This is a genomic window from Puia sp., assembly GCF_035546395.1.
Lineage (GTDB): Bacteria > Bacteroidota > Bacteroidia > Chitinophagales > Chitinophagaceae > Puia.
In genome coordinates, this window is record NZ_DASZXR010000016.1 from 291,185 (window position 1) to 315,977 (window position 24,793).

Consider the following 24,793-nt stretch of genomic DNA (forward strand, 5'->3'; position numbering starts at 1 on the left):
ACATTTTTTGTTGAAACAGATTTTCTAAATGCTGAAAATGATATTTAACAGTTCCTAGTATATCTTGCGAACACACATAAAGGCATTCAGCGTGTTTGCTTTATTCTCGTTCACCGAAACTGCGACCTTCGAAACGAACCGGGAAGTAACTCCTGAATTATTTGCAAGCTCATTTATTGCTTTTATCCCTGCCAAGTCGTCTGACGACACATAAATGATCTTCTCCATATAAAATTATATTTAGCTGGATAAATGTCTAAATCAATCGAAAATGCAAATTTATGAGCTTAATGCGGGTGTTTTTGAATTTGGTCTATTTTCTGGTTCATCAAATTTAAGTATAATAGGCATGGGAAAATCGACCCCTGTTAATATCGCCTCGCCTTCGCCAAGAATAGGCAAGAAATCTAGTGTGTTTTTATTAGCAGTACTACAAGCATTGTTAATTGCCTCTTTATCATTAAAGGTGATTAAACGGTGGACAATAAAAGTTCCCATTTGACTTAGTGTACCTATGGGAATGTCTCTAGGCATTTGTGTTGCAAGGCAAAGAAATAGACCATGTTTCCTGCATTCTTTCGCAATTGAATCAAATGCGTCCAATGGCTTGGCTTCAAAATACTCATCCCTTACAGATTTATTTAGAAATTGATGAGCCTCATCCATTAGGAAAATCACCGGCTTATTTACAAATGTTTTTGCCCGAGCTTTGGTTAGCAGATATTTCCCAATTGCGTTTGCCAATATTTCCCGTACTTGAAAATCAAATGGAACATCCCCAAAGTTCATTCTCAAAAGCATCGAATTATCTTCGGCGAGAAATTTATCCAATAGAACAGTTATATCAGTCTTATCATCTTTTAATTTCTTAAACCCAAAGATATTGTCATATTCCGGGGTATTTGCTATATTATTGATTCTTGCCATCAAGCTAACACAATAGGAGATATCTGTCTGTGAAATATTTCCCCAGGAAGTACCATTGTCAAATGCGCATTCTTCATTTAATTGCCTTGAAAGTTTCATGAAATCAAAAGTCGCAAGGCCATCTTCAATTTTAGAGATGTTTCTATAATAATAAACTTCATATGGTTTCTTCTGTGTTCCTGATTTTTTAAGTAACCCATCTTGTACTGGTATAACGTTGCCGTTGTGCTCAAGATTATTTTCATTGTTGATTTTGACAATTTTTAGTGATCTCATTGCCTCCATTAATTTTGGTGTTTGTGTTTTTGGGGAGGGGCGCAAAAGAAAAAACATATCATCAATGGTCAATTGGGTATAATGGAATACGTGCTGACCGTCACCAATATTAATTGTTGTGGCGTTTTCGTACTTTCCATCGTACTCTCCGGTAGCGTCAATTAATATTGCCTTATTCTTTTTTGAGATTATCGATTCAATTAATTTACTAATTGTGTAGCTTTTACCTCCCCCTGTTGTTCCAACGACGGCACAATGACGGCCAAAAATGGATTGCAAGCTTACGGACACGGAAGTTGACGGAGTAGAAACTAAATGCCCAAGTTCGACAACTGGGGGATTAGTGTCAGTTTCCTTTACGCCAAAATTTGATAAGTATTTTTGAACCAATTTACCTGAACTTACAAATATTTTGGCTCCAATATTTGGATAGGCGGTTAACCCCTTTTTCGCTTTGAACGGATTATATAGATCAAACGACAAAAGAACTTCAATTTTACCTGTTGGATGGAAGTCACTTGTCTGAAATGCCTTCTCATTTAAGGAAAGCCTTTCTGATTCTGGAAGCGAAAGCTCCGTAATTCTTCCAAGAAAGCCTACCTTGTCTCCCTCTATAACAACGAAGCTGCCGATAAGCCCCCCGTTAAAATCTTGCCCGTAATGCGTAAACCCATTTAAAAGTACAGATGATGGAAAATGAATTTTTACAAATTGAGGTAATACCTGACTTACGTATCCTAGAAAATAATGATGTTCAAAAGGATTTATTTTTTGCATTAGGATAGGTTTACTGGCTGCGTTTCAGGTTCTTGATAATAAGTTTGAATTTCGGGAAAATAATGAGTGAAATCAACAAAAGTCTCATCAACCATTAAAATCCTTTCGGAGCCTTTAGCCTCCTTTAGTAGCATTTGAAATTTTTCGTTGTCTCCGTCAAAGCCCGGATTGACAATTACAAGCTGAAAGCCCGGATTTTGATTCAAGGCCTCTGTAATAACTGCATTAATATGTTTATCCCCAAAGCTATAGCCAATACACACCAATACCGAATCATCTAGCCTTAAATTCTGTTGAAATCTTGCCACCATCTCAAAAAAGGGCTGCTCATAAGAATTCTCATATTTTGATTCGCGGGGATAGACCATAAGAGGTTCTGCCGCATTTATATTCATTACGATTTTTCCATCAACACCATTCCCGTTAGCATCTTTTTCTTTTTCCCAATTTAGAGAACCGTGTAATTTGTACAAGTGGAATAGCCTAGATATGAAATTATCTTCATCTTTCAATCGACTTTTTTCTCTTTGAACTATATCGTAATCAAAATATCTTCCGCTGAATATCCTTGGCGTAGTAAATGAAAAGCCGTCTAAAACTACTGCCCCAATTATATTCGCAGCCTGCTCAAATAGTAAGTCATAGTTCAGTGTGAAAATTTTTATCCTCGGCAGCGTAGCTTTTCTCTGAGTAATCTTTCTTAAAAATTGAACGTGAGGAAATTTTGTTTCATCACGAGGGGCAGCTAGACTGCATCGATCTCTTATGATTCCAAGTATTGTTTCTTTATATTCCTCTAAATTGGGGAGATTGTTTTTATCCTTTGGTGCTTCGTTGCCATTCTTTTTTGGTGAGAATTTAATATGCCCCTCAATAAGAGATAATAGGCTTTCTAAGTTGGGTTTGTCCGTTGCACAGTCAACATATTTGCATAATGCGTCGAAATTCTCTTTTCCGATAGTTTCCTCAGCATGTTTCCATAGATTCCACATTGACATTCCTCCCTTTCCTTCACCAATGCCAATTGATGATCCGGCTCCTGACAATACTAAAAAGTTTTTAAACTGCTTTTTAAAGAATTCCTTATAATATAGACGCTTTTGATCGTGCGCAATTTCTTCAGGAGGCCTTAAATCTCCAGCGTTGATTGGCTTTGCTTCATTGATAAAAACTTCTTCAATTTGTTCTTCTTTTTTTACGACACTAACTCGTCTTGCCGAATGAATAAAAAGATATTTTCTGTCATTCATATGATAGGTTAAGCATTTTGAGGTTAAATAAAATAATGCCAATTGTATAAAATTAATATGTTTTTATGTAAAGGACAATGCTTTGTAGAATACTTTTCCGAGGCTCGGAACACACTCTGAAATGTCGCTTTCCCGCCGATATATATTCGCCTTAGAAATGGTGATGTATGGAGAAGGCGAAAGAAATGCCGTCACAACGAGCTAATAGGGCCTACCGGGATCAACTCGTAACCCTGGGGAACTTGCAGGAATTTAAAGAAGACCTGCTGCTTTCCATAAGAACCATCATGCAGAGCAATACCCCCCCTGCCTACCAAAAGGTGGCTGAAATCCTATGAGGTCAAGAAGCTGCTGAATATTTCTACCGGCACCTTGCAGAACCTCCGAAGTAATGGTACGCTACCTCATACAAAAATTGGCGGCCCGATCTATTATGACGCTGACGATCTGAACAGGGTTTTGACTGATAGAAAGAGAGAATATTATCCAGGGACAAAACCCGCGCGAAAAAGGAACTGATTTACTAAAATTATTTACTCATGAAACAACAAGCTTTTTTCACCAACACCATGCCGCCGAGCATCCAGGAGGTTAAAATCTACTTTGGTCAAAAAGGCATGCCCGACCTGGAAGCCGAGCATTTTTTCCTGTTCTATGAAAAAAAGCGGTGGACGAGTAAAAGCGGTAATTTTTTGAAAAGCTGGAAAAACATTGCCCGGAACTGGATTATGTCGGTTTTAAGCGCCGAACCCTGGCTATTCAATAAAAATATCTATTGATCCATTCCGGGCGCTTTTGGAGTGGTGGAGTAAGACGATTAAAAATTGAGGTTATGTACTACATCTGCAAATTTTCGGATTCCTGGTCGCTATATGATGGAAAAAGGAACAACAGCCGCCAGCTCAACAAGGAAGAGGTTGAATGTCTAAGAGGACTATTTCCTGGATTGTGGAATAATCCTGGTGGGACCGGAAACCGGGGCAAAGTTGCGGACGCATAAATTCAAGGGCCTCTATCTTGAGAAGATATTGGACAGGTACGAGTGGGAAACCACTGCCGATCCCAATCATCCAATACATTAGGCGTATGGGAAGGCAGCAGGCAATAAGTTCAAATATGTTACCTCGGTGGTCGACGCTGCTGCTGTTTGACATACGGGTGTTCGCCAGCGCTTGCCTGAGTGGGTCTGCTATTGCGTTCGTCGTGTAAAATCAAAGCGACGACGGCAGGGTCATCAGCCGGCACTTCACAAACCGTCACGTCTTCGATCTTCCTTCGGCCTAATGCCTCCGCAGCCAAATGCCAGGCATGCATCCGGATATCTCCCAGGTTCATCGGCTCCGGAAATTTTCGAACACCAGACTGTGTGTGGCCATTGAGCATTCTTATTGTAATACGGACGTAACCCATTTTGCGGTCGAAATTAGCGATAACGAAAATCAAAATGCTAAGTTCATTGGCAAATGGATCGGATTACGCCCAACTATTCCGAAGATAAATCCCAGATTGTCCTTGTTAAGAGGACCTTTTGTCCTTGAAGTGTAGGATGGCATCAAGTTATGAAATTGGCCGTCCGAAGCTCAGTCATAAATAAATTATAATGGAGATTCCTCCACAAATCCATCGGAAAAAATTGTGTGTCACATGGATAGCAAATAAGGATTAGCATTCTCCTTTTGTTTTACATGTTGCTCAGAACGTCCGTACTCATCGGAAAGACTTGAAGAGAACACTGGGCCAGCCTAGTGATTGGTCGGCCGCAAAAGAGCCATAAGGACTTCTTTTCTTACTTCGGATGGAGTAACGATCATTGTAACATCAAACGGCACATTAGAATGTCCTAAGACCACGCCTGCGAATTGAGGACGATTGTTATCTTTTCGAACGAAAAAGACTGGCGATCCCGACGCCCCGCCCCGGGTCGCGGGAGATGCGAGGTAACTATTTGTAACATAATGGTGTCCGGCACTATAATAGGATTGAAATGAAGAATCGCCAGGTTTGTTAACCTGCTTCAGCGTAAATTTCGTAAATGGATTCGCGTCGTCAACATTGCCGAAAAGATAAAGTGATCGATTTGTAAAAGTATCAACAGTTTCAAGGGCCACAGAATCCAAGAAAAATTGTGGCGGCTTTGCTTTTAAAAGGGCCGTCACATCTTCTGCCCAAATATCCGCCCTCTCAAAATCATAGATTGGCAGATGTCTTTTTTGAAGCGTCCGCACGTTTAACTGAAACTGAGCCGCCCCAGTTGCACTCAAGTAAGTACATCCCATAGAATCATAAATGCCAGGTATTCTTTCCTTTCTCCTTGTGTCACATGCCATAAAAACATGATAGTTGCTCACAAGCAACATCCTATCACGCAGTTTTACAAGAAACCCCGTGGCTTCATAATTGCTATCTGGGTGGTCTTTACGATGAACTACCAGCGGCACCGAGTACAACATTACGCCGTCGATAATTTTGTCATCGGCCTTTCCTTTCGGATCTGGTCTATATCCCGCGATCGAATCAGCATGGAGAGAATCCTGTATTTCCTTTTCTCTATCAGGCCCTGGATTGCAATCTTGAAATAGAATCAAAACAAGAATGCTGATAAAAAGCTTCATCTTACACATATTTGGATTACTGGGTTATTAATCATTCGGCATTAAGCGGCCATTTATTAACCAATCATCGACACTGCGCTTTCCCCCAAGTGATCCCTTTTGAAGTCCACGCCATCGTTCTTATAGGACATCCAATGTCCGCTACGTGTTTTGACAACTCCACCTGTACTAAATCGGCGCAGTAAAGCTCCCAATGTCCTTCCCTAGCTCGTCTCATTTTCTGATGTTCCTGCGGTGAAATGCTAATGATATGATCAGCTATGCCTATAGCAACAAATGGGGTCGCATAACTGTTTTGAGAGATTACCGTCTTCCCATTCCGTTCATTCATCACAATTTCGACAAGACAGAGCGATGGAACAGCATTTTTCACCTGAAAAAAGACAACGTCTCCGAGGGCGTTGTGAAGATAATATTGGTATTCAGGAGGTGCCGTTTCCTTTTCCATTTCCATTACCCATTGATACTGCTTTTTCATGCGAGCAGCAAAAGTATCGCCGCAGACCTTTGGCGATCGACCTTCCCTTATGCTAAGGGACGCCTCCATTCGGAGAACCGAATCAAAATGTCCGGCGATGGCAAAGCCCATATTTTTCTTTACAAAAATTTTCCTAATTGTATCAACTCTCATCAAGCGACCATATTGATCAGTTACCACTGATTTCGAGTCAGCGGCAGCATAAATAAAATTGCCCACGATCGCGATTACAATGGATGTAGCAAAAGGCTGAAAAGGAATTAGCAAGCAAAGCAATGCAGTAATCGCTTTTTTCATATAAAAAGATTTTAATTAAAACAAAAACCTCCTACGCGATTCCTCGAGGCGCCGCTTTCGAAGAGGTAACCGCGCTTAGCTGAAATCAAAATTACTTGTTCGGCATAAATACCATTTTAGGACTAGACAAACAACGTGAAAAACACCCAATTAACTAGAATTCTGATATTTCGGCTAGAGCTACACTCGCTCTGAATTGAGGATTAAGGGAGTAAAGGCCGGAGTTCGAAGCATGAGGGCGAGGTGGCTGGAAACGAGGCCTGCAATGTCGGCCTTGACGGCAAGGAAATGTGCCTGAACGTCTCCAGGAGTGACTTGGCGGACTAGGGGAAGAGGCGCAAGAGGGACCGCGGGGTCTGGGTCAGGCAAGATACGGCAGTGGAAGGCTTTTTGGGCAACCGGCCTCCGCGGATTATCGGCGACAAACCCCACAAATTCCCCGGACGAAAGCGTCGAAATCCGGGACACAGGCACCGCATAATCCAGGTTGGTCGAATGCGAAACCGAGACAGAAGGCCCCGAAGCCCCGCCCGAAAAGAAGCCCGAAGCACCACCCGAACCAGCAGCGCTTTCATGGACAGAATGCCGCAACTGCACCACCTTCCCGATCCGCTCCGACAACACCCGCGCCGTATCCCCGCCAACCTGCCCCGAAATAATACTACCCGGCAGATTAAGGATCACATCCGCCTGCGCCCGTCCATAATGCAGCCGCAACTGGCTCGCATCCTGCACACACATCGTCACTGCCACCTGGTTGGACCTTCCCGTAGCCAGCAACTCATTCAGCTGGTGGATCCGCACCGTCGGCATCTCATCATAAATATGACTGCTCCGCAGCCCGCCCCGGCGGTTGACCAGCCGGTTGATGGCCGTAATGTAAAGAGAGATCACCGCCCCGTACGTAGTCGATACCCGCGGATCGCTCCCCAAACACAGCACCTTGGGCGCCAATGGATTATTGATATCCAGCGTAAAGTCATCACCCGTCATCACATAGTACAACGCCGGCGAAGACAGTCGCGAAAGAGCGATCTTCAACGAAGCCAGCTGGTTGTCCAGGGTTTCCTTTACCCCACGGACATACGCCAGCACGAACGGGTTGATATGCGAAGCAATGTCGGGCTCTGTCCGCAGGATCGAAAAAAGGTCGGCATAGTCAACCTGCAACAGCTCGATCACGTGCGGCAAGGTGCAGTGCCTCCCGCCTTCGACCTTCCGCAAATACCAGATCAGCGCGGTAAGGAAAGAGTTAGCCGACTCGATCCAGAAATCACCTTGCCGTTCCACAAAGTCCGGGTTCAGCCCCATGAGGATCGTGCGGGCGGCTTCGGAGGCGTCGGCCATGTCGCGGATGATGGTCGGCCCCAGTGGATTGCAACGATGACTTCGCGACAACTCGCGGAAATTTATCACGTAGAACCTGGGTTTCTTCTCATAGTTGGCCTTATACAACCGATAATAATGCCAGGTAAGCCGGCTCAGATCGTCATACTTGAAATCATACACCACCATCGCAAACCCCTTCTCGAGGTGCTGACGGATGATCGATCGGATAACACACCAGGTCTTGGCGCTGCCACTGGAGCCCATCACCAACAGCCCGCGAAACGGATCGATATTGATCCAGCCCTTCTTCATCCGCCCCTCATACCGGTACCGGGTAGGCAGATTGATACTGCACTCGTCGACCAGCAGCCGCCGTTCCTGCGGGAAGGATTCGTTCAGGGAATTGAAGATATCGTCGCGAATCGGGTTGTGCCGTAGCGAAGCCAGCAGCCCCCCACCATACCAAAACAGACAATACCCGACGCCGGTAGCGCCGATGTATCCCAACGCGGTGACCCGGGGCGACCAATCACCATAAAAGAACCGGGGCGCTAAAAAGTACAGCCCGGCGCCGGCGACAAGAAAGCCGATAATCCGAGCCGGCCGGACAGGACGCCGCGAATCACCAGACCCACCCCCCATGCCAACGAAGGAGACAGCCAGCAATGCAAAAGCCGCCAGCCGCGGTTTATGAAAATCCGCAAAAAGACCGTTTCGACTTAAATTGAGAAAGATGCGATCCGTAATGCCGGAAGCCAACCCCCATTCGGCAAAGGCCGCATAACAGACCAAATAGATATGCAGCGCCAGGACGACCATGCCGAGGTTGCGGAACAGGGAAAAAGTCTTTGTCAATTGAGACCCGGAAGAGGACATCGTTTTCAAATTATCGTGAAATTCTATGTTGCCTTTCCTGCCTAAGATGCAGCGTCCGGACATCCTCGTCCGATGGCGGGATCAACAGCCGCTGCCGGGCGCTATTCATATCCTGCACCAGCCTGTATTGATGCTCGAGCCCCTTCACCAGGGGCGTGTAAAGCTGTCTCAGCGACGCCGGATTGCCAAGCCGGTCGGCAGAAGCAGCCATTTTCCGGCTATGATCGACAAAAACGATGTCATAGACCTGCCCTTGCTTGTTCATAAAGGGCACCGGCTCGATACCGGCCGTGCGAAGCGCCGCCGCAAACCCATGCCAGTCGTCACCCGCTCGGAGGCCGGCCAGCTGAACCCGGCTAGACAGGGGACCGAGGCCTTCAGGTAACATCCGGGCGTTGTCTCGAAACCGGCCTTCCAGATAGTCCAGGCCGGGATTGAATCCGATCGCCCCCGCTCCTACCCTTTTGCTGACTGGACGGCCCTCGGGATCGAGCATTTGATAGCTTAGCCCGCGGGCAGCGGCAAGAGCGCCGCCGGGTTTTCCATTGTCGGCCCAGATACCGTATTGACGAAGGATGGCATTTAGCTCTGTCAGGTTGGAGTACCTATAATTCGGCAGAACATAGGCAAGCGTTGAGCCGATAGCATCCCGGGTCAAAGCCTCGCCATGTACCGGTCTTACGGGCTTCGCCGACGCAAGGGCCAACTGCGGGTTCCTGCTCCGCCGCTCGGAAGGAACAAGACTATGATCTATCTCCAGCTCTCGCAGGTTTGTTCGCAAACGGTTGAATTCAGTGTAGGTGGAAAGGATCTCCCCCTCGGCCGTAACCCTCGACGCAACGATATGTGCATGCGGCGCCCGCGTATCCCTATGCTCGTAAAGCAGCCAGGGCTGGCTGGCAAAGCCCAGCTCCCGAATGTAGTCCCGGGCGACCTGGATCATTTTCTCCCTGTCCGGCCTGTCCGACGGATGAAAAGCCAGCGAAACATGAATGGCCCTGTTCCGATAGTCCGGTCGCAGCCGGTCCAAATGGCCCAGTCGGTCAACCTTATCCCCAAAACTCAGTCGGTCAGCATCGAGAATGAAATTCCCGGCATATATACAACGCGCCAGGCCTGCCTCTACCTTTCGTTCGTTGTAGCGTAAAGCCCCCCTAAAACCAACCGGGCGATCTATGTGGATGACCATTGTTGATAAATTTGATGCATGATCAATTTCAGCTCGTCGATCTTGGAAAGAAGAAGGGAAAGCCCCTCATCCGGGCAAGACGTTGAAGAATGGATAAAAAAATCGACCGCTTTTTCCAACTCGCACTTTATTTCCAGCGCGATCACCAGGAATTCATCGGCGTCGGCATTGTGATACCGGAATACAACAGGCCTGCGAAACAGGATGTCCCTTAGAAAAGCCGAAAACCCCGGGCTGGTGCTGGCCGCAAACCGCCTCTGCAACACCTGATATTCCTCAAGTGAAAGAACAAACGCAACATGCCTCGTCCTGGATTTATTTCCCGCCATGGTTGCTTTTCCTATATCGGGAATAAAGTTAAAGGCGCAAAACGGACCGGCAATGAGATGACCGAATAACGGTCATGTCTCACTGCAAAATGGCGGCAGGCAACTTTCGCATCTTGCAGGCATGGAACAACTTATCACTCTTCTGAAAATGATCGCGCCCATGTCGGCCGCGCTCGAAGCCCATCTGCGTAGCATTATCCGCAAACATGAGTACAAAAAAGGCGATACCATCCTTCCCCTGGGCTCCGTCTGTGACCAGATCTTCTTCATCGAATCGGGACTCGTCCGAAGCTTTCACCGGCATAAGGGCAAGGAGATATCCATCTGGTTCATGAAACAAGGAGACGTCTGTATTGCCGTGCTGAGCTTTTTCCGGCGAATAGCGGCCATGGAGGCGCATGTGGCGCTGGAAGACTGTGTGTGCTGGGGGATCAGCCATGCCGAATTGCACGCCACCTATGCCCTATTCCCCGAATTCCGGGAACACGGCCGGCTACTCACCCAGGAATATTATTGCCGCAGTGAAGAACGAGCGCTTGATACGAAACTGAAGTCTGCACTGGAAAGATACCAGGCGCTGATGGACAAGGACCCGGACCTGATCCTGCGGGTTCCCAACAGGTACCTCGCATCCTATATCGGGATGGCCGAACGAACCCTGACCAAGAAGAAGAACGAGTATTTAAATAAGAAAAAATCCGGGAACGCCAAAAAATAAGGCTAAAAGAAATCACTTATCCGTAACAGATAGCGCATAAGTGCCGCTTCGATCCCCGGCTATTGTTCGGTTACTCATTGCGGTATAGCTTTGTTTCATCAAACACTTCAAACCTTGTTTTATGGCAACAAAGTACATCGAAAGCAGAATCGCCGAGCTGAACGCCGCTTTGCAGGAATCCGAAGACCTTTTAGAGATCTATCATGCGATCGGCGTTATCCGGCATGCGCTGGAGGACATCAAACAGAACATCCGGCAATATCCCTTCACCAACCTTGCCGAAGAGATCCACTACTTCAAGGTACTGGCGCCGCCGGTCTATGGACGGCTGATGTATTTTGTAACGGTCACGGAGATCGGCATGGAGGCACGGCATTCGAACCGGGATCGGATGGAGGCGCTGTTCAAGCTGGAACTGGCCAAGACCGAACAGTTTTTCACCAAACACGGAGAATTCTGCCAGTATTACCAGTTGAACCGATCGCATATGGACGACCGCATTTTTATCCGCGACGCCCGGGAGAACGGAAAGATGGACTACATCGAGGTGATCATGGCCGACGATTTCTGTGTAGGTTGTTATTGGGCTTCACAGCTTTGGGCCAACGAACGCCTCCTGCAATACCTCAACGACCAGTTGCGCAAGCTACGGCAACCGGCCGGGTTGGCGCCGGGCGGGGAGGGTGTAGCGGAGCTGGAATGGACGGACAGCCAGACTGACCTGGTGGAGCTGGTCTACGGCATCTATATAAAGGGGAGCTTCAACCGGGGGAAGGCTTCGATGCAGGATATCGTGGGCTGGGTAGAGCACCATCTGAAGGTCGATACCGGCAACTATTATAATACGGTGAAAGAGATCGCCCGGAGAAAGAAGGGGCCGATCAAATATATCGACGATCTGCGTAACCGGTTGTTGAGGGCCCTGGAAGATCTCTTATAGAAGTTTATTTCTCCATAGTATGTCATACTATGGAAATATCCCCTTTTTCGATTTGCATATTTGTATCCTCAAATATGCAAACACATGTTACACTTTATTTCCTGGAAGATGTATGGGATATCCCTGATCGGGGGACTGGCCTTCTTTTATGGGTATGTCGGTTATAAGAATTTCAGATTGATCACCCGGTTCGCCGGCCGGCTGTGGACCGCGGCGAACAAGGGGGAACCAGCACCGAAGAAAAAGGAGGCTGATGCGGGCAAGGAGCCGGGCGCAGGAAAGGAAGCCGATCCAGCGAAGGACGCAACCCCAGGTAAGGCAGAGGCTCCAGGGAAGGACGCAACCCAGGAGAAGACGGTGGCCCCAGAGAAGGAGGCAATCCAGGGAAAGGACGCGGGCCCACGTAAGGCGGCGAGTCCAGGCAAGAAGGCGGACCCTGGAAACGAAACCTCTGCCGCTAACGGCAACGCGATAACCGGCCTGGTGCTGGTAGCATTACTGATACCCGCCGCCGGATGGGCGCAAACGGCGGACGGCGCGACCGGCATCAACCAGGCCAACACCATGATCCGATCGTATTTCGACCCGGCGGTGAACCTGATGTATGCAGCGGGCGCATTGGCCGGGCTTGTAGGCGGATACAAGGTGTACAAATCGATGAACAATAAAGACCATGACGCGGATAACCGGGCGACCGTTTGGTTCGCGGGATGCATCTTCCTGGTCCTCGTAGCCACAGTACTAAAATCATTCTTCGGGATATGAACCACACTATTTATACCATCCACCGGCGGATCAACAAGCCGCTGGAGTTCCGCGGCCTGCAGGCACAATACGTCTGGTGGCTGGGTGGCGGAGTCATCGGACTGCTGATCCTGTTCGTCCTCCTCCACCTCTGCGGGATCACTTCCTGGATCTGCCTGGTGGTAACCGGCAGCGCGGGAGCGATATTCATCCGGCAACTGTACCGGCGCAGCCAAAAGTACGGCGCCTACGGGCTGATGAAGAAAAGGGCGACACGACGACTGCCGGCGTCGATCCGCAGCCGTAGCCGGCAACCATTTTTCACAGGCCAATGAGTGGCCGCAACAACAAACCATGGAAAGCAATTGGACCGATCTTCTGCCGGTATACGGCGTCGAAGATGGATGCATCCTCTCGCGGCAGGGCGACTTTACCGTGGCCTTCCGCGTGCATAAGCCGGAAATATTCCAGTTATCCGGGGATGAATATGAAACCCTGCACCAATCCTGGGTGCGGGCGATAAAGGTATTACCCGTGGGAACGGTCATCCACCAGCAGGATTGGTATACGCAGGTGAGCTACAGGGCGGACCTGGAGGGAGAGGGGCCGGAGAAGAGCTGGCTGGGGCAGGCAAGCGAACGTTTCTTCAACGAGCGGCCCTGGCTGGACCATTCAGCCGACCTCTTCCTCACCCTGCGTCCCCGCTCGAGACGAAAGGCGACTTCCGCGATGTCGGGACTATTATACCCCGACCTACCCCCACAGGCATCGTTGGACGACGGCGCCATCGCGGAATTCCTGGGGCAGTGCGGTCAAATGGCGCATATCCTCGAAGACAGCGGCCTGCTGCGCCTGGAACGGCTGGGCGAAGAAGAGCTTTGGAGCGCCAAAGGACGGATCGGGCGGATCGAACGATATTGCAATCTCAATACAGGCGGCACCCCGATGTTAGCCGACATCGAATGGAAACAGGGGTTACGGATCGGCGAAAATCATTGCCAGCTTTTCGCGCTGGCGGACGCCGAACACCTGCCGCCCCTGTGCGGACCGCGGATCAACCACGACCCCTACAGCTCCGAGCATACCAAATACTCGATCGGCTTTGCGACAGGGCTGGGTCCTCTCCTGCCCTGCAACCATATTACCAATCTATACATCATCGTCGAAGACAACGCGGCGACCATGAAACGACTGGAGGTCCGGAGCCGGCAGCTGGGATCGCTGGCCAAACACTCACGCGGCAACGCGGCCAGTGAAGAGGCGACGACCCAATTCCTGCAGGAGGCAGCCACGCGGCAATGGACCCCGGTACGGGCGCACCTCAATATCCTTTGCTGGACAACGGAAGCCGCGGAGCTACCCCGGATGAAAAACCTCGTCAGCACGGCGATCGCGCGGATGGGCGCCAGCCCGAGGGTCGAGTCGGTAGGGGCCTTACCGATCTGGTGGGCAGGCATACCGGGGAACGCTGCGGAACTGCCCATGAACGAAACCTTCGACATCTTTGCCGAACAGGCCGCCTGCCTGATGCAACAGGAAACGAACTACCGCACCAGCACCAGCCCCTTCGGTCTGCGACTGGGCGACCGCATCACCGGCCGGCCGCTGCATGTGGACATCGACGACGAACCCCGCGCGAAAGGGCTCACCGCCAACGGGAATATGGTCGTCATCAGCGGGTCGGGCGGCGGCAAGAGCTTTTTTACCAATCACCTGCTACGCCATTATTACGAACAAGGGGTGCATATCGTCGTAGTCGACGTAGGCCATAGCTACGAGATGCAATGCGAGCTGCACGGTGGCTACTATTTCACCTACGAAGAAGACAACCCCATCCGGTTCAACCCCTTCTTCCTTGGGCCGGGCGAAACCCTGGACACGGAGAAACGGGAAAGCATCAAGACCCTGCTGGTAGCCCTATGGAAACGGCAGGACGAATCGCCCAACCGCAGCGAATATGTCGCCCTGTCGACTGCGCTTCAGCTGTATTTCGAGAAACTGGAAAAGGAGGAAGGCCTGTTTCCCTGCTTCGATACGTTCTACGAGTTCCTGAACACGGAATACCGCAAAAAGCTGAAGTCGGAAAACATCAAAGAAAAAGAGTTCGACCTCGCCAATTTCCTCTACGTCCTCCGGCCTTACTATAAGAACGGCGAATTCGACTACCTGCTCAACGCCCGGGAAAATCTCGACCTGCTCCAGCAGCGGTTCATCGTCTTCGAGCTGGACAATATTAAGTCGCATCCGATCCTTTTCCCCGTGGTGACGCTGATCATTATGGAGTTGTTCGTCTCCAAAATGCGGAAGCTGAAAGGCGTCCGCAAGGCAATAATAATCGAGGAAGCCTGGAAGGCGATCGCCCAGGAAGGCATGGCGGAATACCTGAAATACCTGTTCAAGACAGTCCGGAAGTTTCATGCCAAGGCAGTGGTGGTGACGCAGGAAGTAGAAGACGTAATCTCCTCGGAGATAGTAAAGAACGCCATCATCAACAATGCAGACATCAAGATACTACTCGACCAGAGCAAGTTCCAAAACAAATTCGACGCGATCCAGGAATTGCTGGGGATCACAGCCAAACAGAAGGCCGAGGTCCTGAGTATCAACAAGGCGCATGAAGCGGGCAGCCGGTATAAAGATCTGTGGATCTGTCTTGGCGCCACCCATTCGCGGGTCTACCGGCTGGAAGTGTCGCCGCAAGAATACTTTGTCTATACTTCCGACCAGAAGGAAAAGCTGCAGGTGCGCGAATCGATCCGGAAATACGGCTCGGTTCAAAAAGGGATCCGGATGCTGGTGGAGGCGTTGGGGAAGAACCGGATCACGGGTGCCGCCGGCAAGGCCCTCATCTTCCTCGGCCTGCTGCTGCTCCCCGCCCTATCCCAGGCGCAGGACCCAACCTCGATCATCTCAGAAGGGATCAAAACGGTGATCCGCGCCTTCGACCTGGTCATACAGCGCGAACAGACGGCGACGATACTCCTCCAGGATGCGCAGAAGGTAGTAGAGAACGAGCTGAGCGAGACGAAACTGGCCGAAATAGGCGACTGGGTGGCCAACCTGAAAGCCCTCTACGCGGAGTACTTCGAAGAACTCAGGGAAGTGAAGACCGCGGTAGCGGAATACCATGCGATCACCGAGATCATCCAGCGGCAGGAACAGATCCTGGCCCTATATCGGCAAGCAACGGCAAAGGTATACCAGGACCCACACTTCACGCCGACGGAGGTATCGCACGCAGCCACAGTGTACTCCGGCGTCCTTGGCGAAAGTACGCGGGTGCTGGAGGGATTGCAGTTCGTGGTACAGTCCTTCACGCTCCAACTTTCGGACGAGCAACGGCTGGCGTTGATCAACCACGCCCGCACGCAGATGGACAAGTTGTATCGCGATCTCCGGACATTCACCGACCAGAACGCCCTGCTGAGCCTGCAACGGGGCGGCGCACAAAAGGACATTCAATCACTTCTAAAACTATATGGATTATGAAACGACTACTCGCTTTACTGGGACTCACGGGAATATCCCTGCCCGGTCAGACACAGACTTTTGCCGAATGGTTCGAACAGAACAAGACGCAGCTGAAATACCTGCATGAGCAGCTATTTGCCCTGGAAGAAGAAGACGAGACGCTGGAAGAAGGATATGCCGTCGATGAGACGGGCCTGGTCCGCATCGCCGGGAACAAACAGGCCGACCTCGATCTTCACACGCGTCATTTTTCAACACTACGGGATGTGAACATGGTCATCCTGGCGGACCCACGGGTAAGCAAGATTGTCTCCCTCACAGAGGAAACCCAAAGCATCGGGGACTCGGTCCGGCGGCTTAGAAACGTTTTCCCCCGCTTGAGAGCAAGCGTCGACGCCGTTTGTGACGACCTGGACGAACTTTGCGTCGCAGGGGCGAAATCGCTCGAACAGCTCCTGCAGGACGGAGCGACGCAGATGACCGATGCCGAACGCCTGGAGAAGTTGGAAAACCTTTATGAGGAGGCAAAGGAATTGAATGAGATAGCCCGCAATTACTGGGCGGACGCGGAATTCTTCACATCAATCGCCAACCTATGAGATCGGTATTGTGGCTGATCATACTGACCAGCTCCTTCGCGCCCGCCAGGGCCCAGAGCTTCGAAGCCCGGCAACTGCTGCTGGACTGGCAGAAACTGACGCAGGAAAAACAGATCCTGAGCGATCTGTATAAAGGATATCAGATCCTTTCCAAAGGCTATACAACCATCAGCGATCTCAGCCATGGCAGCTTCGACCTCCACAAGGCCTTCCTCGATGGCCTGCTGGCGGTGAGCCCGGCGGTACGAACCTACCACCGCGTGGCGGATATCATCCGCCTGCAGGAAAACATCGTCAGCCAATATCATTCGGCCTGGAGCCTCTTCCGGCAGGACCCGCATTTCAGCGCCGGCGAGCTGGAGCTGATCGGGAATGTCTACGCCGGTCTTTTCGATCGAACGGCGAAGAACCTTACCGACCTGGCCAATGTCCTGACCGATGGGCTCTTCCGGGCCAGCGACGGCGAACGGCTGGACCACATCGACGACCTCTACCGCGACATGGCCGGCAGCCAGGCCTTCCTCACCTCGTTCAATCAACAGGCAACCCTGGTGTCGCTCCAGCGAAGTGTCGATCTCCGCGATTATCAATCGGTGCGACAACTATATGGACTAAACGGTTAAAACCAGTTGTATGAACGAACTACAGGGTTTACAGGGCGTATTGGCGCAGCTGTACAATAACATGCTGCCGCAATGTGGGGCGCTGGTGGGCGTGGCGCAGGCGACCGCGGGATTTGCGGCGCTATGGTATATCGGCGCCCGGGTCTGGGCGCACATCGCGAAGAACGAACCGGTAGAGGTGTGGCCGCTGCTGCGCCCTTTTGCAATCGGCGGGGTCATCGTTCTCTATCCCTATGCGATCGGCCTGTTGAATGGCATCCTGCAACCGACCGTAACGGAAACGGCAAAGGTTTATGCGAACAACAACGCGGCCATCGACACCCTCCTGATGGCAAAAGAGGCGGCGTTGAAGCAAACCGTCGATTATCAGCTGTATGTCGGCGCCAACGGCGAAGGAAATGAAGCGCTTTGGGAAGCCTACTCCGGGAACGCCGGCAGCATCAGTCCCTTCTCGGGCATCACCAATGCTTTTCAATTCGCGATGGCGAAGGCTTATTACAATTTCAAGAATTCGATCAAGGAATGGTTGTCGGAGGTGTTGCAATTGCTGTACGAAGCGGCGGCGCTGTGCGTCAATACGATCCGAACCTTCCAGCTCATCGTGCTGGCGATGCTGGGCCCGCTGGCGCTGGGATTCTCGGTGTTCGACGGCTGGCAGGGATCGCTGTCCGGTTGGCTGGCGCGATATGTCCATGTCTTCCTTTGGCTGCCGGTGGCAAACATCTTCGGGTCGCTGACGGCGAACATCCAGGTCAACATGCTACAGTTGGACCTCAACCAGATCCAGACCAGCGGGCGCACCTATTTCAGCAGCATGGACGCGGGATATCTCATCTTTCTCATCCTGGCGATCGTGGGCTATTTCACGGTGCCGACGGTAGCCGGCTATATCGTCCGCGCCGACGGCAGCGGCGTGCTGGGCAATGGAGTGACCCGCCTCGTAAAGATGGCGGGCGGGGCCGCGATGACTGCGGCAGGTCCGGGCGGGGCGGCGAGCGCTGCCGCGTTGCGGCAAGCGGAACAGATCAAAGGAAATTAAATCGTACTGACCATGTTTCAAACCTTCAAGAATCTCGACCATGCCTTCCGGCAATTGCGGCGCATCACCGTCCTGAGCATTACGGCCGGTGTGCTGACAGCGGGAATGGCGCTAACGGCAAGCTACCGTTATACACTGGCTTTGCAGAACCGGGTATATGTCCTTTCGGATGGAAAGGTATTGGAGGCCTTCGCCACGGACCGCGGCGAGAACCTGCCCGCCGAAGCGCGGGATCATATCCGCACCTTCCACGAGCTGCTATTCGGGCTGGACCCGGACGAGAAGCTGATCGCAGCGAATGCCGCAAGAGCCTTGTATCTCGCCGACCGCAGCGGCAAGCAGGTGTATGACAACCTCCGGGAATCGGGCTATCTGTATGGCATCGTCTCGGGGAACATCAGCCAGCGGGTGGTCATCGACAGCATTGAATTCGATCTGCGGAGCCGCCCGTTTCATTTCCGGTTTTACGGCCGCGAGCTGATCACCCGGACGAGCACGGTGACGACGCGGTCGCTGGTGACGGAGGGATGGTTGCGACCGGTTAGCCGGTCGGAGAATAACCCGCATGGGATGTTGATCGAAAATTTCGCCATCCTGGATAACCGGGATCTCGGGGTACAAAACAGGAGTTATGAAAAATAACATGCTTTTTCAGCGGCTTGCGGGGTTGCGGGCGGCGCGCCTATCCTGGCCGGTTTGGGTGTGGAGGTTAGTCGGCTTTGGAGCGGTTGTCCTGGTAACGGCGATGGCATTGGGAACGATCCATCGCGGCAATGGCGTCCCGGTGACGGGGACCATCCGGGCGGCGCCGCTGAGCTTGCGACGAAGTGACTCCGGGTCGCTCGCGCCCGGTAGGGGCCTTGGCCCGATGGAAAACCGCGCCGCCGCACGGCGCGGGCTCGAGGCGGTGCAGCGGTGGCAGGCGTGGATGGACAGTTTAAAGAGGACGGCCGGCGGAATCGCCATTTATGACAGCATCCTGTGGGCGCACCCGGGCCTGCTCGACACGGCGAAAGAAGTGGAAGACTACTACCTGAAACAATTAAAATAAGCAATATGAAAAAAGAAATGCCTTTAAAAGAGTCGTACCGGCGATTGCGGATCCTGCTGGCGCTGCCGGGACCGATGGTGTTGTTGGTGACGTTGCTGTTTTGGTCGCTGGGCGGCGGAGGGGGAAGCGCCGCGGGTGCGGAGACGGCAAAGAAAGAGGGATTGAACACACAGGTGCCGGCGCCCGTGAAGGAGGGGAAGCCCGTGGATAAGGCCACGGTGTACAAGTTGGCGTTGATGGATTCCGTTCACAAGGCGCAGCAGGAGAAGGGCGCGGCGGGGCTGTTAGCGTCGCGGGATAGTGCGGGGGGATTGGCCGCGGGTATCGGTGGCGCCTCGAATACGACGAGAGATGGCCCGGGGAGCCTGTTTTCACCAGGTGGCGCATCCAGGACATCTCCGGCAGATTCCAATGAGCGGAAAGTGATGGCGCAGCTGGCGGACCTAAAGGCGAAGTTGAACGCTTCACCCGGTCGGGGGCGATGGGAGGATCAACGGCAAAGCATAGCAGCCGCCACAGGCCCCGAGTGGCCACGATCGCGATCCACGGACATGGACCGAATGGAACGGTTGCTGACCTCGTTAAAAGAAAGCGGATCGGCCGGAAGCCCCGAAATGCAGGAATTGAATCATACGCTGGACAAACTGATCGCGGTACAACAACCGTCGCGGCGGCAAATGCCACCAGTCGCCGGCGCCGATAGCGGGGCCACAGCCTTCCGGGTCGTTCCGGTTGGAAAAGAAGAAGCGGTCGGCGGCATGCAATCGGCCGAGCCTGTCCACAACCGGTTTTACGACCTGGAGTCCAATGACGGCGAGGAACGGCCGACGGGCACCGCCATGGAGGCGATCGTTCCCGAGACGCAGACGCTGGTCAGCGGTGCAACCCTGCGGATGGAACTGGCGACCGAGCTGGTCATCCGCGGCCAACGGGTGGCCAGGGGTACGACCCTCTATGGAACGGTGCGCCTGAGTAACGATCGGTTGCAGGTCAACATCAGCAGCATCCGCAGCGGCGGAGCCGTGTTCCCCGTCGCGCTCCGGGTCCTCGACCAGGATGGGTTGGCGGGCATCTATTCCCCCGGATCGGCGACCCGGGATGCGGCGCGGGAATCGGCCGATGAGGTCGCCGGAAGCGTGGGCCCCGCGGGCATCGACGCCACGCCGGGCGGCCAGGCCCTCAGTGCCGGCATCCAGCTGGCGCGCAACCTTGCCCGCCGCAAAGTGCAGCTGGTGCGGGTGACGGTAAAGGCAGGGTATAGGTTGTTTTTACAGGATGAAACTAAAGGACATTAAAAATCATTGTTATGAAAAGGTCATTGTTTGTTGTTTTGAGTTTCGCGGTATTGTGCGCCAGCGCACAAGGGCCGGCTGCACTCCTGGCGCCCGACACCATCGGCGCCTATCCCCTATCCGTCACCGAGCGGTTCACCACCAACCTGCTGTTCCCCTCTCCGATCTTCCGGGTCGACCTGGGCAGCGGCGATGTGCTGGCAAAGAAAATGGGCAAGACCGAAAACGTGCTGTTGCTCAAAGCCAACCGCGCGGGAGTCCGGCCGACAAATGTCAGTGTATACCTCAACGACGGGCGCTTTTACTCCTTTGTAGTGCGGTATGCGGATACCCTGACCACTTTCAACTACAGCTTTTGTTCGGGCCCGCCCCGAGTGCGGTTTTCCGGCGAGGCAGGAGACATCGCGCGACTCGATTCAGATGCCATCGCAATAGTGGCGAAGCCAGGATTCCTCCACGCAGCAGGATCGGACGGCGGAGTCCGGCTTTCCCTGAGAGGCCTCTACACCCATGATGCGCTGTTGTGGCTGGTGTTCTCGGCGCGGAACCGCTCGGAGGTAGAATTCGAGCGCGACGGCGTGCGGATAACGGTCGAAGATCGCCACCGGGTGCGACGGGCGGCGGTGCAGTCCGTAGAAGTGGATCCGGTAATGGTGCGCGGCGGCGATTTCCTCGGCGGCGGGCGGCGGATGCCGGTGGTGGTGGCACTGCGGCCGCTGGTGCTGGCGCGGGGCAAGCGGATGGTAGTCGAATGGCGCGAAGCGGGCGGCGGGCGACGGGTTCGGGTGGTGGTGAGCAGAAGGCAGTTGTTGCGGGCGAGGAAAATAGCTCAGTTATGAGGCGTTTGGGCAGGTTTCTGAGGCGGGTGAGGGGCGATGTCCGGATGGGGCCCTTGCATATCTGCCTGTATGTGGTATTGCTGGATGCCTGCAAGGGTGGCAGCCGGCCCGATCTGTTTGTCATCGACCGGGACGAGGTCATGGAGAAGGCGAAGATCGGCTCGCCGGGGACTTACTACCGGCTGATGAGAGATCTGTCGGAGGGGGGATATATTACCTACCGGTCCAAATGCGGGCCGAAAGGGATGATGGTGGGGATTGTGGGTAAATGACCGATTCGCCCACGGTCCTATTTGGAGAATGCCCTAGATATACAAGCATTCTATCTTAAATTTACAAGGGCAAACCAAATGCCCCTAGATTATATGACCGAAAGCAAGAATTTCTGGAATTGGTTTACAAAAAACCAAACGGCTTATACTTTTTTGGCATCAATAGACGAGTCTGTTAAAGAAGAACTACTCAACAACCTATTGGATCAGTTGCATAAATATTGCGACCAGCTCTATTTTGAAATTGGGGGGTTTCCAGATGAAGAGCAAGAACTCGTCATTACAGCTGAGGGGAACAAAGATTATTTCACCAAAGTCGAAGAATTAGTCAGCGACGCGCCTAGTATTAACGGATGGTCTTTTGTTGCTTTTAAGCAACCAACACGCGATCAATTCAATTCTAAATGGGGCGATATTGAATTGAATTCACAAGATATTTGGTTTATACCACTTGAAAGTAAAATATCCACGGAAATCGGAATTAGGGTTTACGTCCCCAATTATGATCAAATCAGAGAAAACGAATCTTCCAAACCGCTTTTATTAAAAATGATTGACACTATTCTAGGTGAAAAGTCATTTGCCGAAGACTTAGCATACATTGAATTTGAAAGTCAAGTACGGGACCCTGAAGAAGACGGACAAATTCCTATCATCGAGCATTCAAACTACATTGAATGGAGCAAGTCGAAGGCTGTGTAAATAATTAAAACAAAATATTTTCAATCGCATTCATCTTGTTGTCTCGGCAAAACCTGCGAGGCTGATAAAATAGGCTGAGCATTTATTTTTTGCCGATATTGTCGGGAGTGTAAAATAAACTGTGTCAGGATTTTGTTTTGCTGCGTTTTAGCGCTCGTGCTACCTCAGCTATTAAAAATACAAATGGTATCCCAAAGCATGCTAGTAGGATAGAGCCCACGATCCAATCCTCAATCATATACGATCGGAATTGCAAGTGTCCATGTGAGCCGGATAGCCACATGAGCCAAATACATATGCCAACGCAAATTAATACTATTGATGATTTAAGCCTCATGCTTGAAAGCAACATGTTTAAGGATCAGTATGACCTCGTTGGGAAGTGATGCTTTTTCTGATACTGCCGGGTAATATTCCACTGGTGCAAAAAACATCAGTTGTCAACGAGGGCTGTTATATTTTCAATCTCAGCCGATCACCAAATTTAATTGATAGCTGGGAGACGGTCAAACCCCAATTCTGCAGGGGCTGAGTCCACTTTCTCTGGATATTCTGGGTAGCCAGATAGATCAGCTTTAGCAATGACATATCAGAAGGGAATGCCCCCTTGGTCTTCGTGACCTTCCGGACCTGGCGATGGAAGCCCTCGATAGTATTGGTCGTATAAATGAGCTTCCGGATGGCGGAAGAATAATGGAAATAGGTACTGAGCTTGTCCCAGTTTCGTTTCCAGGAATCGATGACGACCGGATATTTCTTGCCCCATTTATCCTCCAGGATGGCCAGTTCCTGCTCTGCTTCATCCTTGCTGGTCGCCTGATAAACGGGCTTTAGATCGGCCATAAAAGACTTCTGGTCCTTACTGGCTACATACCTGATGGAATTGCGGATCTGGTGAACTATGCAAGTCTGTACCTCTGTAGTGGGATATATGGTGGCGATCGCCTCTGAAAAGCCCTTCAGGTTATCTATACAGGCGATCAGAATATCGGCTACTGCTCGCTGCTGAAGATGGGTGAGCACGCCGAGCCAAAAATTAGCCCCTTCACTTTCTGACACGTACATGCCTAACAAGTCCTTGCGACCCTCCGCATTAATGCCCAGGATATTATAAACACAGCGGTTGATCACCCGGCCTTCCTCTTTCACCTTGTAATACATGGCGTCCAGCCAGACAATGCAATACAGCGATTCCAGCGGGCGGTTTTGCCATTCTTTTACAAGTGGGATGACTTTGTCGGTGATGGCCGACAAGGTAGCAGCCGAGATCTCAGTATCATACATTTCTTTGATGTGCGCGGAGATGTCCCGAAAACTCATGCCGTGACTGTAAAGTCCGATGATCTTGCTTTCCAGGCTCTCTGCCAGGATCGTTTCCCGCTTTTTGACGATCTGAGGTTCAAAGCTGGCCGACCGGTCGCGGGGAGTCTCCAGGTCAATGGTGCCGTCTGCTGTTTTAAGCTTTTTGGAGGTTTTGCCATTCTTACGGTTACCACCAGCTCGTTCCTCCTCATCAAGGTGATTGTCCAGCTCCCCCTCCATGGCTGCTTCTAAAATGTCCTTTAACAATGGGGCAAATGCGCCGTCTTTGCCAAATAATGACTTCCCGGAACGGAGCTGTTCCAGGGTCTTTTTCTTGAGCTCTTCGTAGTCGAATTTGGTTTTTTGTCCATAAAAAAACTGTATTAAAGGTCTTGATTTTTTAACCTTTGACACAGTAACTATGCAAGAAAGGCATAGCGCAGGTTGTACTTGCGGTAATCACAGGATTCCGCCTAATTTTAATGAGCGGTTACAAAATGATCAATTGTTAACATTCAAAACCTAGCGCTATGCCCACTACAAATCTCGAAAATTCCATTGACTTTGAAGGTCAGGAGTTTTACGTTGGCATTGATGTCCACAAAAAATCCAGGGCTGTCACAGTTCGAACATTGAACCTCGAAGTTGATAGAATAGCCGGTCAATTGCCTGCTATTTAGAAAAGCACATGCTTCACGGCATTTACATTTTGCCTAAGGCTCAACAAGAGTTAAGATCTTTGTTCAGATTCAGGCAAAGCAAGGTTAAGGACGTCACGCGGTCTACAAATAAGATTAAAAGTTTTCTCCAATATTCTGGCATTGGGCTGCCAAAAGGCAACACCAACGTAAGCATTCAGCT

The 24,793-nt window shown here is 51.1% G+C and carries 24 protein-coding genes; 16 read left to right on the forward strand and 8 right to left on the reverse strand.

Going from position 1 to position 24,793, the window contains the following annotated elements; all coding sequences use genetic code 11:
* Window positions 1-279 precede the first annotated feature (279 nt).
* Window positions 280-1,980 (reverse strand): ATP-binding protein, encoded by a 1,701-nt coding sequence (locus VHE34_RS22320; protein ID WP_325592032.1) that lies wholly within the window; start codon window positions 1,978-1,980, stop codon window positions 280-282.
* Window positions 1,980-3,230: an SIR2 family protein gene (locus tag VHE34_RS22325; RefSeq protein WP_325592035.1), complete on the reverse strand. Its 1,251-nt coding sequence runs from the start codon at window positions 3,228-3,230 to the stop codon at window positions 1,980-1,982. The genes VHE34_RS22320 and VHE34_RS22325 overlap by 1 nt, the downstream gene beginning before the upstream one ends.
* 372 nt (window positions 3,231-3,602) lie before the next feature.
* Between VHE34_RS22325 and VHE34_RS31205 the strand changes: the two genes are divergently transcribed.
* Window positions 3,603-3,749: a hypothetical protein gene (locus VHE34_RS31205; RefSeq protein ID WP_414709919.1), complete on the forward strand. Its 147-nt coding sequence runs from the start codon at window positions 3,603-3,605 to the stop codon at window positions 3,747-3,749.
* Between the two features lie 20 nt (window positions 3,750-3,769).
* Window positions 3,770-4,009: a hypothetical protein gene (locus VHE34_RS22330; protein WP_325592037.1), complete on the forward strand. Its 240-nt coding sequence runs from the start codon at window positions 3,770-3,772 to the stop codon at window positions 4,007-4,009.
* 963 nt (window positions 4,010-4,972) lie between these two features.
* Here the strand turns inward: VHE34_RS22330 and VHE34_RS22335 are convergent.
* The 5 genes from VHE34_RS22335 to VHE34_RS22355 all read right to left on the reverse strand — a co-directional run bounded on the left by VHE34_RS22335 (window position 4,973) and on the right by VHE34_RS22355 (window position 10,340).
* Complete coding sequence (locus tag VHE34_RS22335; protein ID WP_325592040.1) at window positions 4,973-5,842, reverse strand: hypothetical protein; 870 nt, start codon at window positions 5,840-5,842, stop codon at window positions 4,973-4,975.
* Between the two features lie 64 nt (window positions 5,843-5,906).
* Window positions 5,907-6,617, reverse strand: a complete 711-nt coding sequence (locus VHE34_RS22340; protein ID WP_325592042.1) for a hypothetical protein — start codon at window positions 6,615-6,617, stop codon at window positions 5,907-5,909.
* A 180-nt stretch (window positions 6,618-6,797) separates the two neighbouring features.
* Window positions 6,798-8,822 carry a YWFCY domain-containing protein gene (locus tag VHE34_RS22345; protein WP_325592044.1) on the reverse strand — a complete coding sequence of 675 codons (2,025 nt, stop codon included), beginning with the start codon at window positions 8,820-8,822 and terminating at the stop codon, window positions 6,798-6,800.
* Window positions 8,823-8,832: 10 nt separating this feature from the next.
* On the reverse strand, window positions 8,833-10,011 hold the full coding sequence (locus VHE34_RS22350) for a relaxase/mobilization nuclease domain-containing protein (RefSeq protein WP_325592046.1): 1,179 nt from the start codon (window positions 10,009-10,011) through the stop codon (window positions 8,833-8,835).
* Entirely contained in the window at window positions 9,996-10,340 is a 345-nt protein-coding gene (locus VHE34_RS22355; protein WP_325592049.1) for a hypothetical protein, read from the reverse strand. Before VHE34_RS22355 ends, VHE34_RS22350 begins: the two co-directional genes overlap by 16 nt.
* Before the next feature lie 121 nt (window positions 10,341-10,461).
* Here VHE34_RS22355 and VHE34_RS22360 point away from each other — a divergent pair, with 121 nt between their 5' ends.
* From VHE34_RS22360 to VHE34_RS22425, 14 genes are all read left to right on the forward strand, one after another.
* Window positions 10,462-11,058 (forward strand): Crp/Fnr family transcriptional regulator, encoded by a 597-nt coding sequence (locus tag VHE34_RS22360; RefSeq protein ID WP_325592051.1) that lies wholly within the window; start codon window positions 10,462-10,464, stop codon window positions 11,056-11,058.
* A gap of 121 nt (window positions 11,059-11,179) precedes the next feature.
* Window positions 11,180-11,998 (forward strand): RteC domain-containing protein, encoded by an 819-nt coding sequence (locus tag VHE34_RS22365; protein ID WP_325592054.1) that lies wholly within the window; start codon window positions 11,180-11,182, stop codon window positions 11,996-11,998.
* A gap of 84 nt (window positions 11,999-12,082) precedes the next feature.
* On the forward strand, window positions 12,083-12,763 hold the full coding sequence (locus VHE34_RS22370; RefSeq protein ID WP_325592056.1) for a DUF4134 domain-containing protein: 681 nt from the start codon (window positions 12,083-12,085) through the stop codon (window positions 12,761-12,763).
* Window positions 12,760-13,077: a DUF4133 domain-containing protein gene (locus VHE34_RS22375; RefSeq protein WP_325592059.1), complete on the forward strand. Its 318-nt coding sequence runs from the start codon at window positions 12,760-12,762 to the stop codon at window positions 13,075-13,077. Before VHE34_RS22370 ends, VHE34_RS22375 begins: the two co-directional genes overlap by 4 nt.
* Before the next feature lie 19 nt (window positions 13,078-13,096).
* Window positions 13,097-16,231 carry a TraG family conjugative transposon ATPase gene (locus VHE34_RS22380; protein WP_325592061.1) on the forward strand — a complete coding sequence of 1,045 codons (3,135 nt, stop codon included), beginning with the start codon at window positions 13,097-13,099 and terminating at the stop codon, window positions 16,229-16,231.
* Window positions 16,228-16,812 (forward strand): hypothetical protein, encoded by a 585-nt coding sequence (locus VHE34_RS22385; protein ID WP_325592063.1) that lies wholly within the window; start codon window positions 16,228-16,230, stop codon window positions 16,810-16,812. Before VHE34_RS22380 ends, VHE34_RS22385 begins: the two co-directional genes overlap by 4 nt.
* On the forward strand, window positions 16,809-17,435 hold the full coding sequence (locus VHE34_RS22390; protein WP_325592065.1) for a TerB family tellurite resistance protein: 627 nt from the start codon (window positions 16,809-16,811) through the stop codon (window positions 17,433-17,435). The genes VHE34_RS22385 and VHE34_RS22390 overlap by 4 nt, the downstream gene beginning before the upstream one ends.
* A 10-nt stretch (window positions 17,436-17,445) precedes the next feature.
* Window positions 17,446-18,474, forward strand: coding sequence for a conjugative transposon protein TraJ (gene traJ / locus VHE34_RS22395; protein WP_325592067.1), 1,029 nt, complete (start codon window positions 17,446-17,448; stop codon window positions 18,472-18,474).
* 12 nt (window positions 18,475-18,486) lie between these two features.
* Window positions 18,487-19,116: a conjugative transposon protein TraK gene (gene traK / locus VHE34_RS22400; protein ID WP_325592069.1), complete on the forward strand. Its 630-nt coding sequence runs from the start codon at window positions 18,487-18,489 to the stop codon at window positions 19,114-19,116.
* Entirely contained in the window at window positions 19,106-19,525 is a 420-nt protein-coding gene (locus VHE34_RS22405; RefSeq protein ID WP_325592071.1) for a hypothetical protein, read from the forward strand. The genes traK and VHE34_RS22405 overlap by 11 nt, the downstream gene beginning before the upstream one ends.
* Window positions 19,526-19,530: 5 nt before the next feature.
* Complete coding sequence (traM, locus tag VHE34_RS22410) at window positions 19,531-20,820, forward strand: conjugative transposon protein TraM (protein WP_325592073.1); 1,290 nt, start codon at window positions 19,531-19,533, stop codon at window positions 20,818-20,820.
* 11 nt (window positions 20,821-20,831) lie between these two features.
* Complete coding sequence (locus tag VHE34_RS22415; RefSeq protein ID WP_325592075.1) at window positions 20,832-21,656, forward strand: DUF4138 domain-containing protein; 825 nt, start codon at window positions 20,832-20,834, stop codon at window positions 21,654-21,656.
* On the forward strand, window positions 21,653-21,928 hold the full coding sequence (locus VHE34_RS22420) for a hypothetical protein (RefSeq protein ID WP_325592077.1): 276 nt from the start codon (window positions 21,653-21,655) through the stop codon (window positions 21,926-21,928). The genes VHE34_RS22415 and VHE34_RS22420 overlap by 4 nt, the downstream gene beginning before the upstream one ends.
* 93 nt (window positions 21,929-22,021) lie before the next feature.
* Entirely contained in the window at window positions 22,022-22,630 is a 609-nt protein-coding gene (locus tag VHE34_RS22425) for a hypothetical protein (protein ID WP_325592079.1), read from the forward strand.
* A gap of 453 nt (window positions 22,631-23,083) precedes the next feature.
* Here the strand turns inward: VHE34_RS22425 and VHE34_RS22430 are convergent, their stop codons facing one another.
* Window positions 23,084-24,316: an IS256 family transposase gene (locus VHE34_RS22430; protein WP_325593075.1), complete on the reverse strand. Its 1,233-nt coding sequence runs from the start codon at window positions 24,314-24,316 to the stop codon at window positions 23,084-23,086.
* Window positions 24,317-24,793 lie beyond the last annotated feature (477 nt).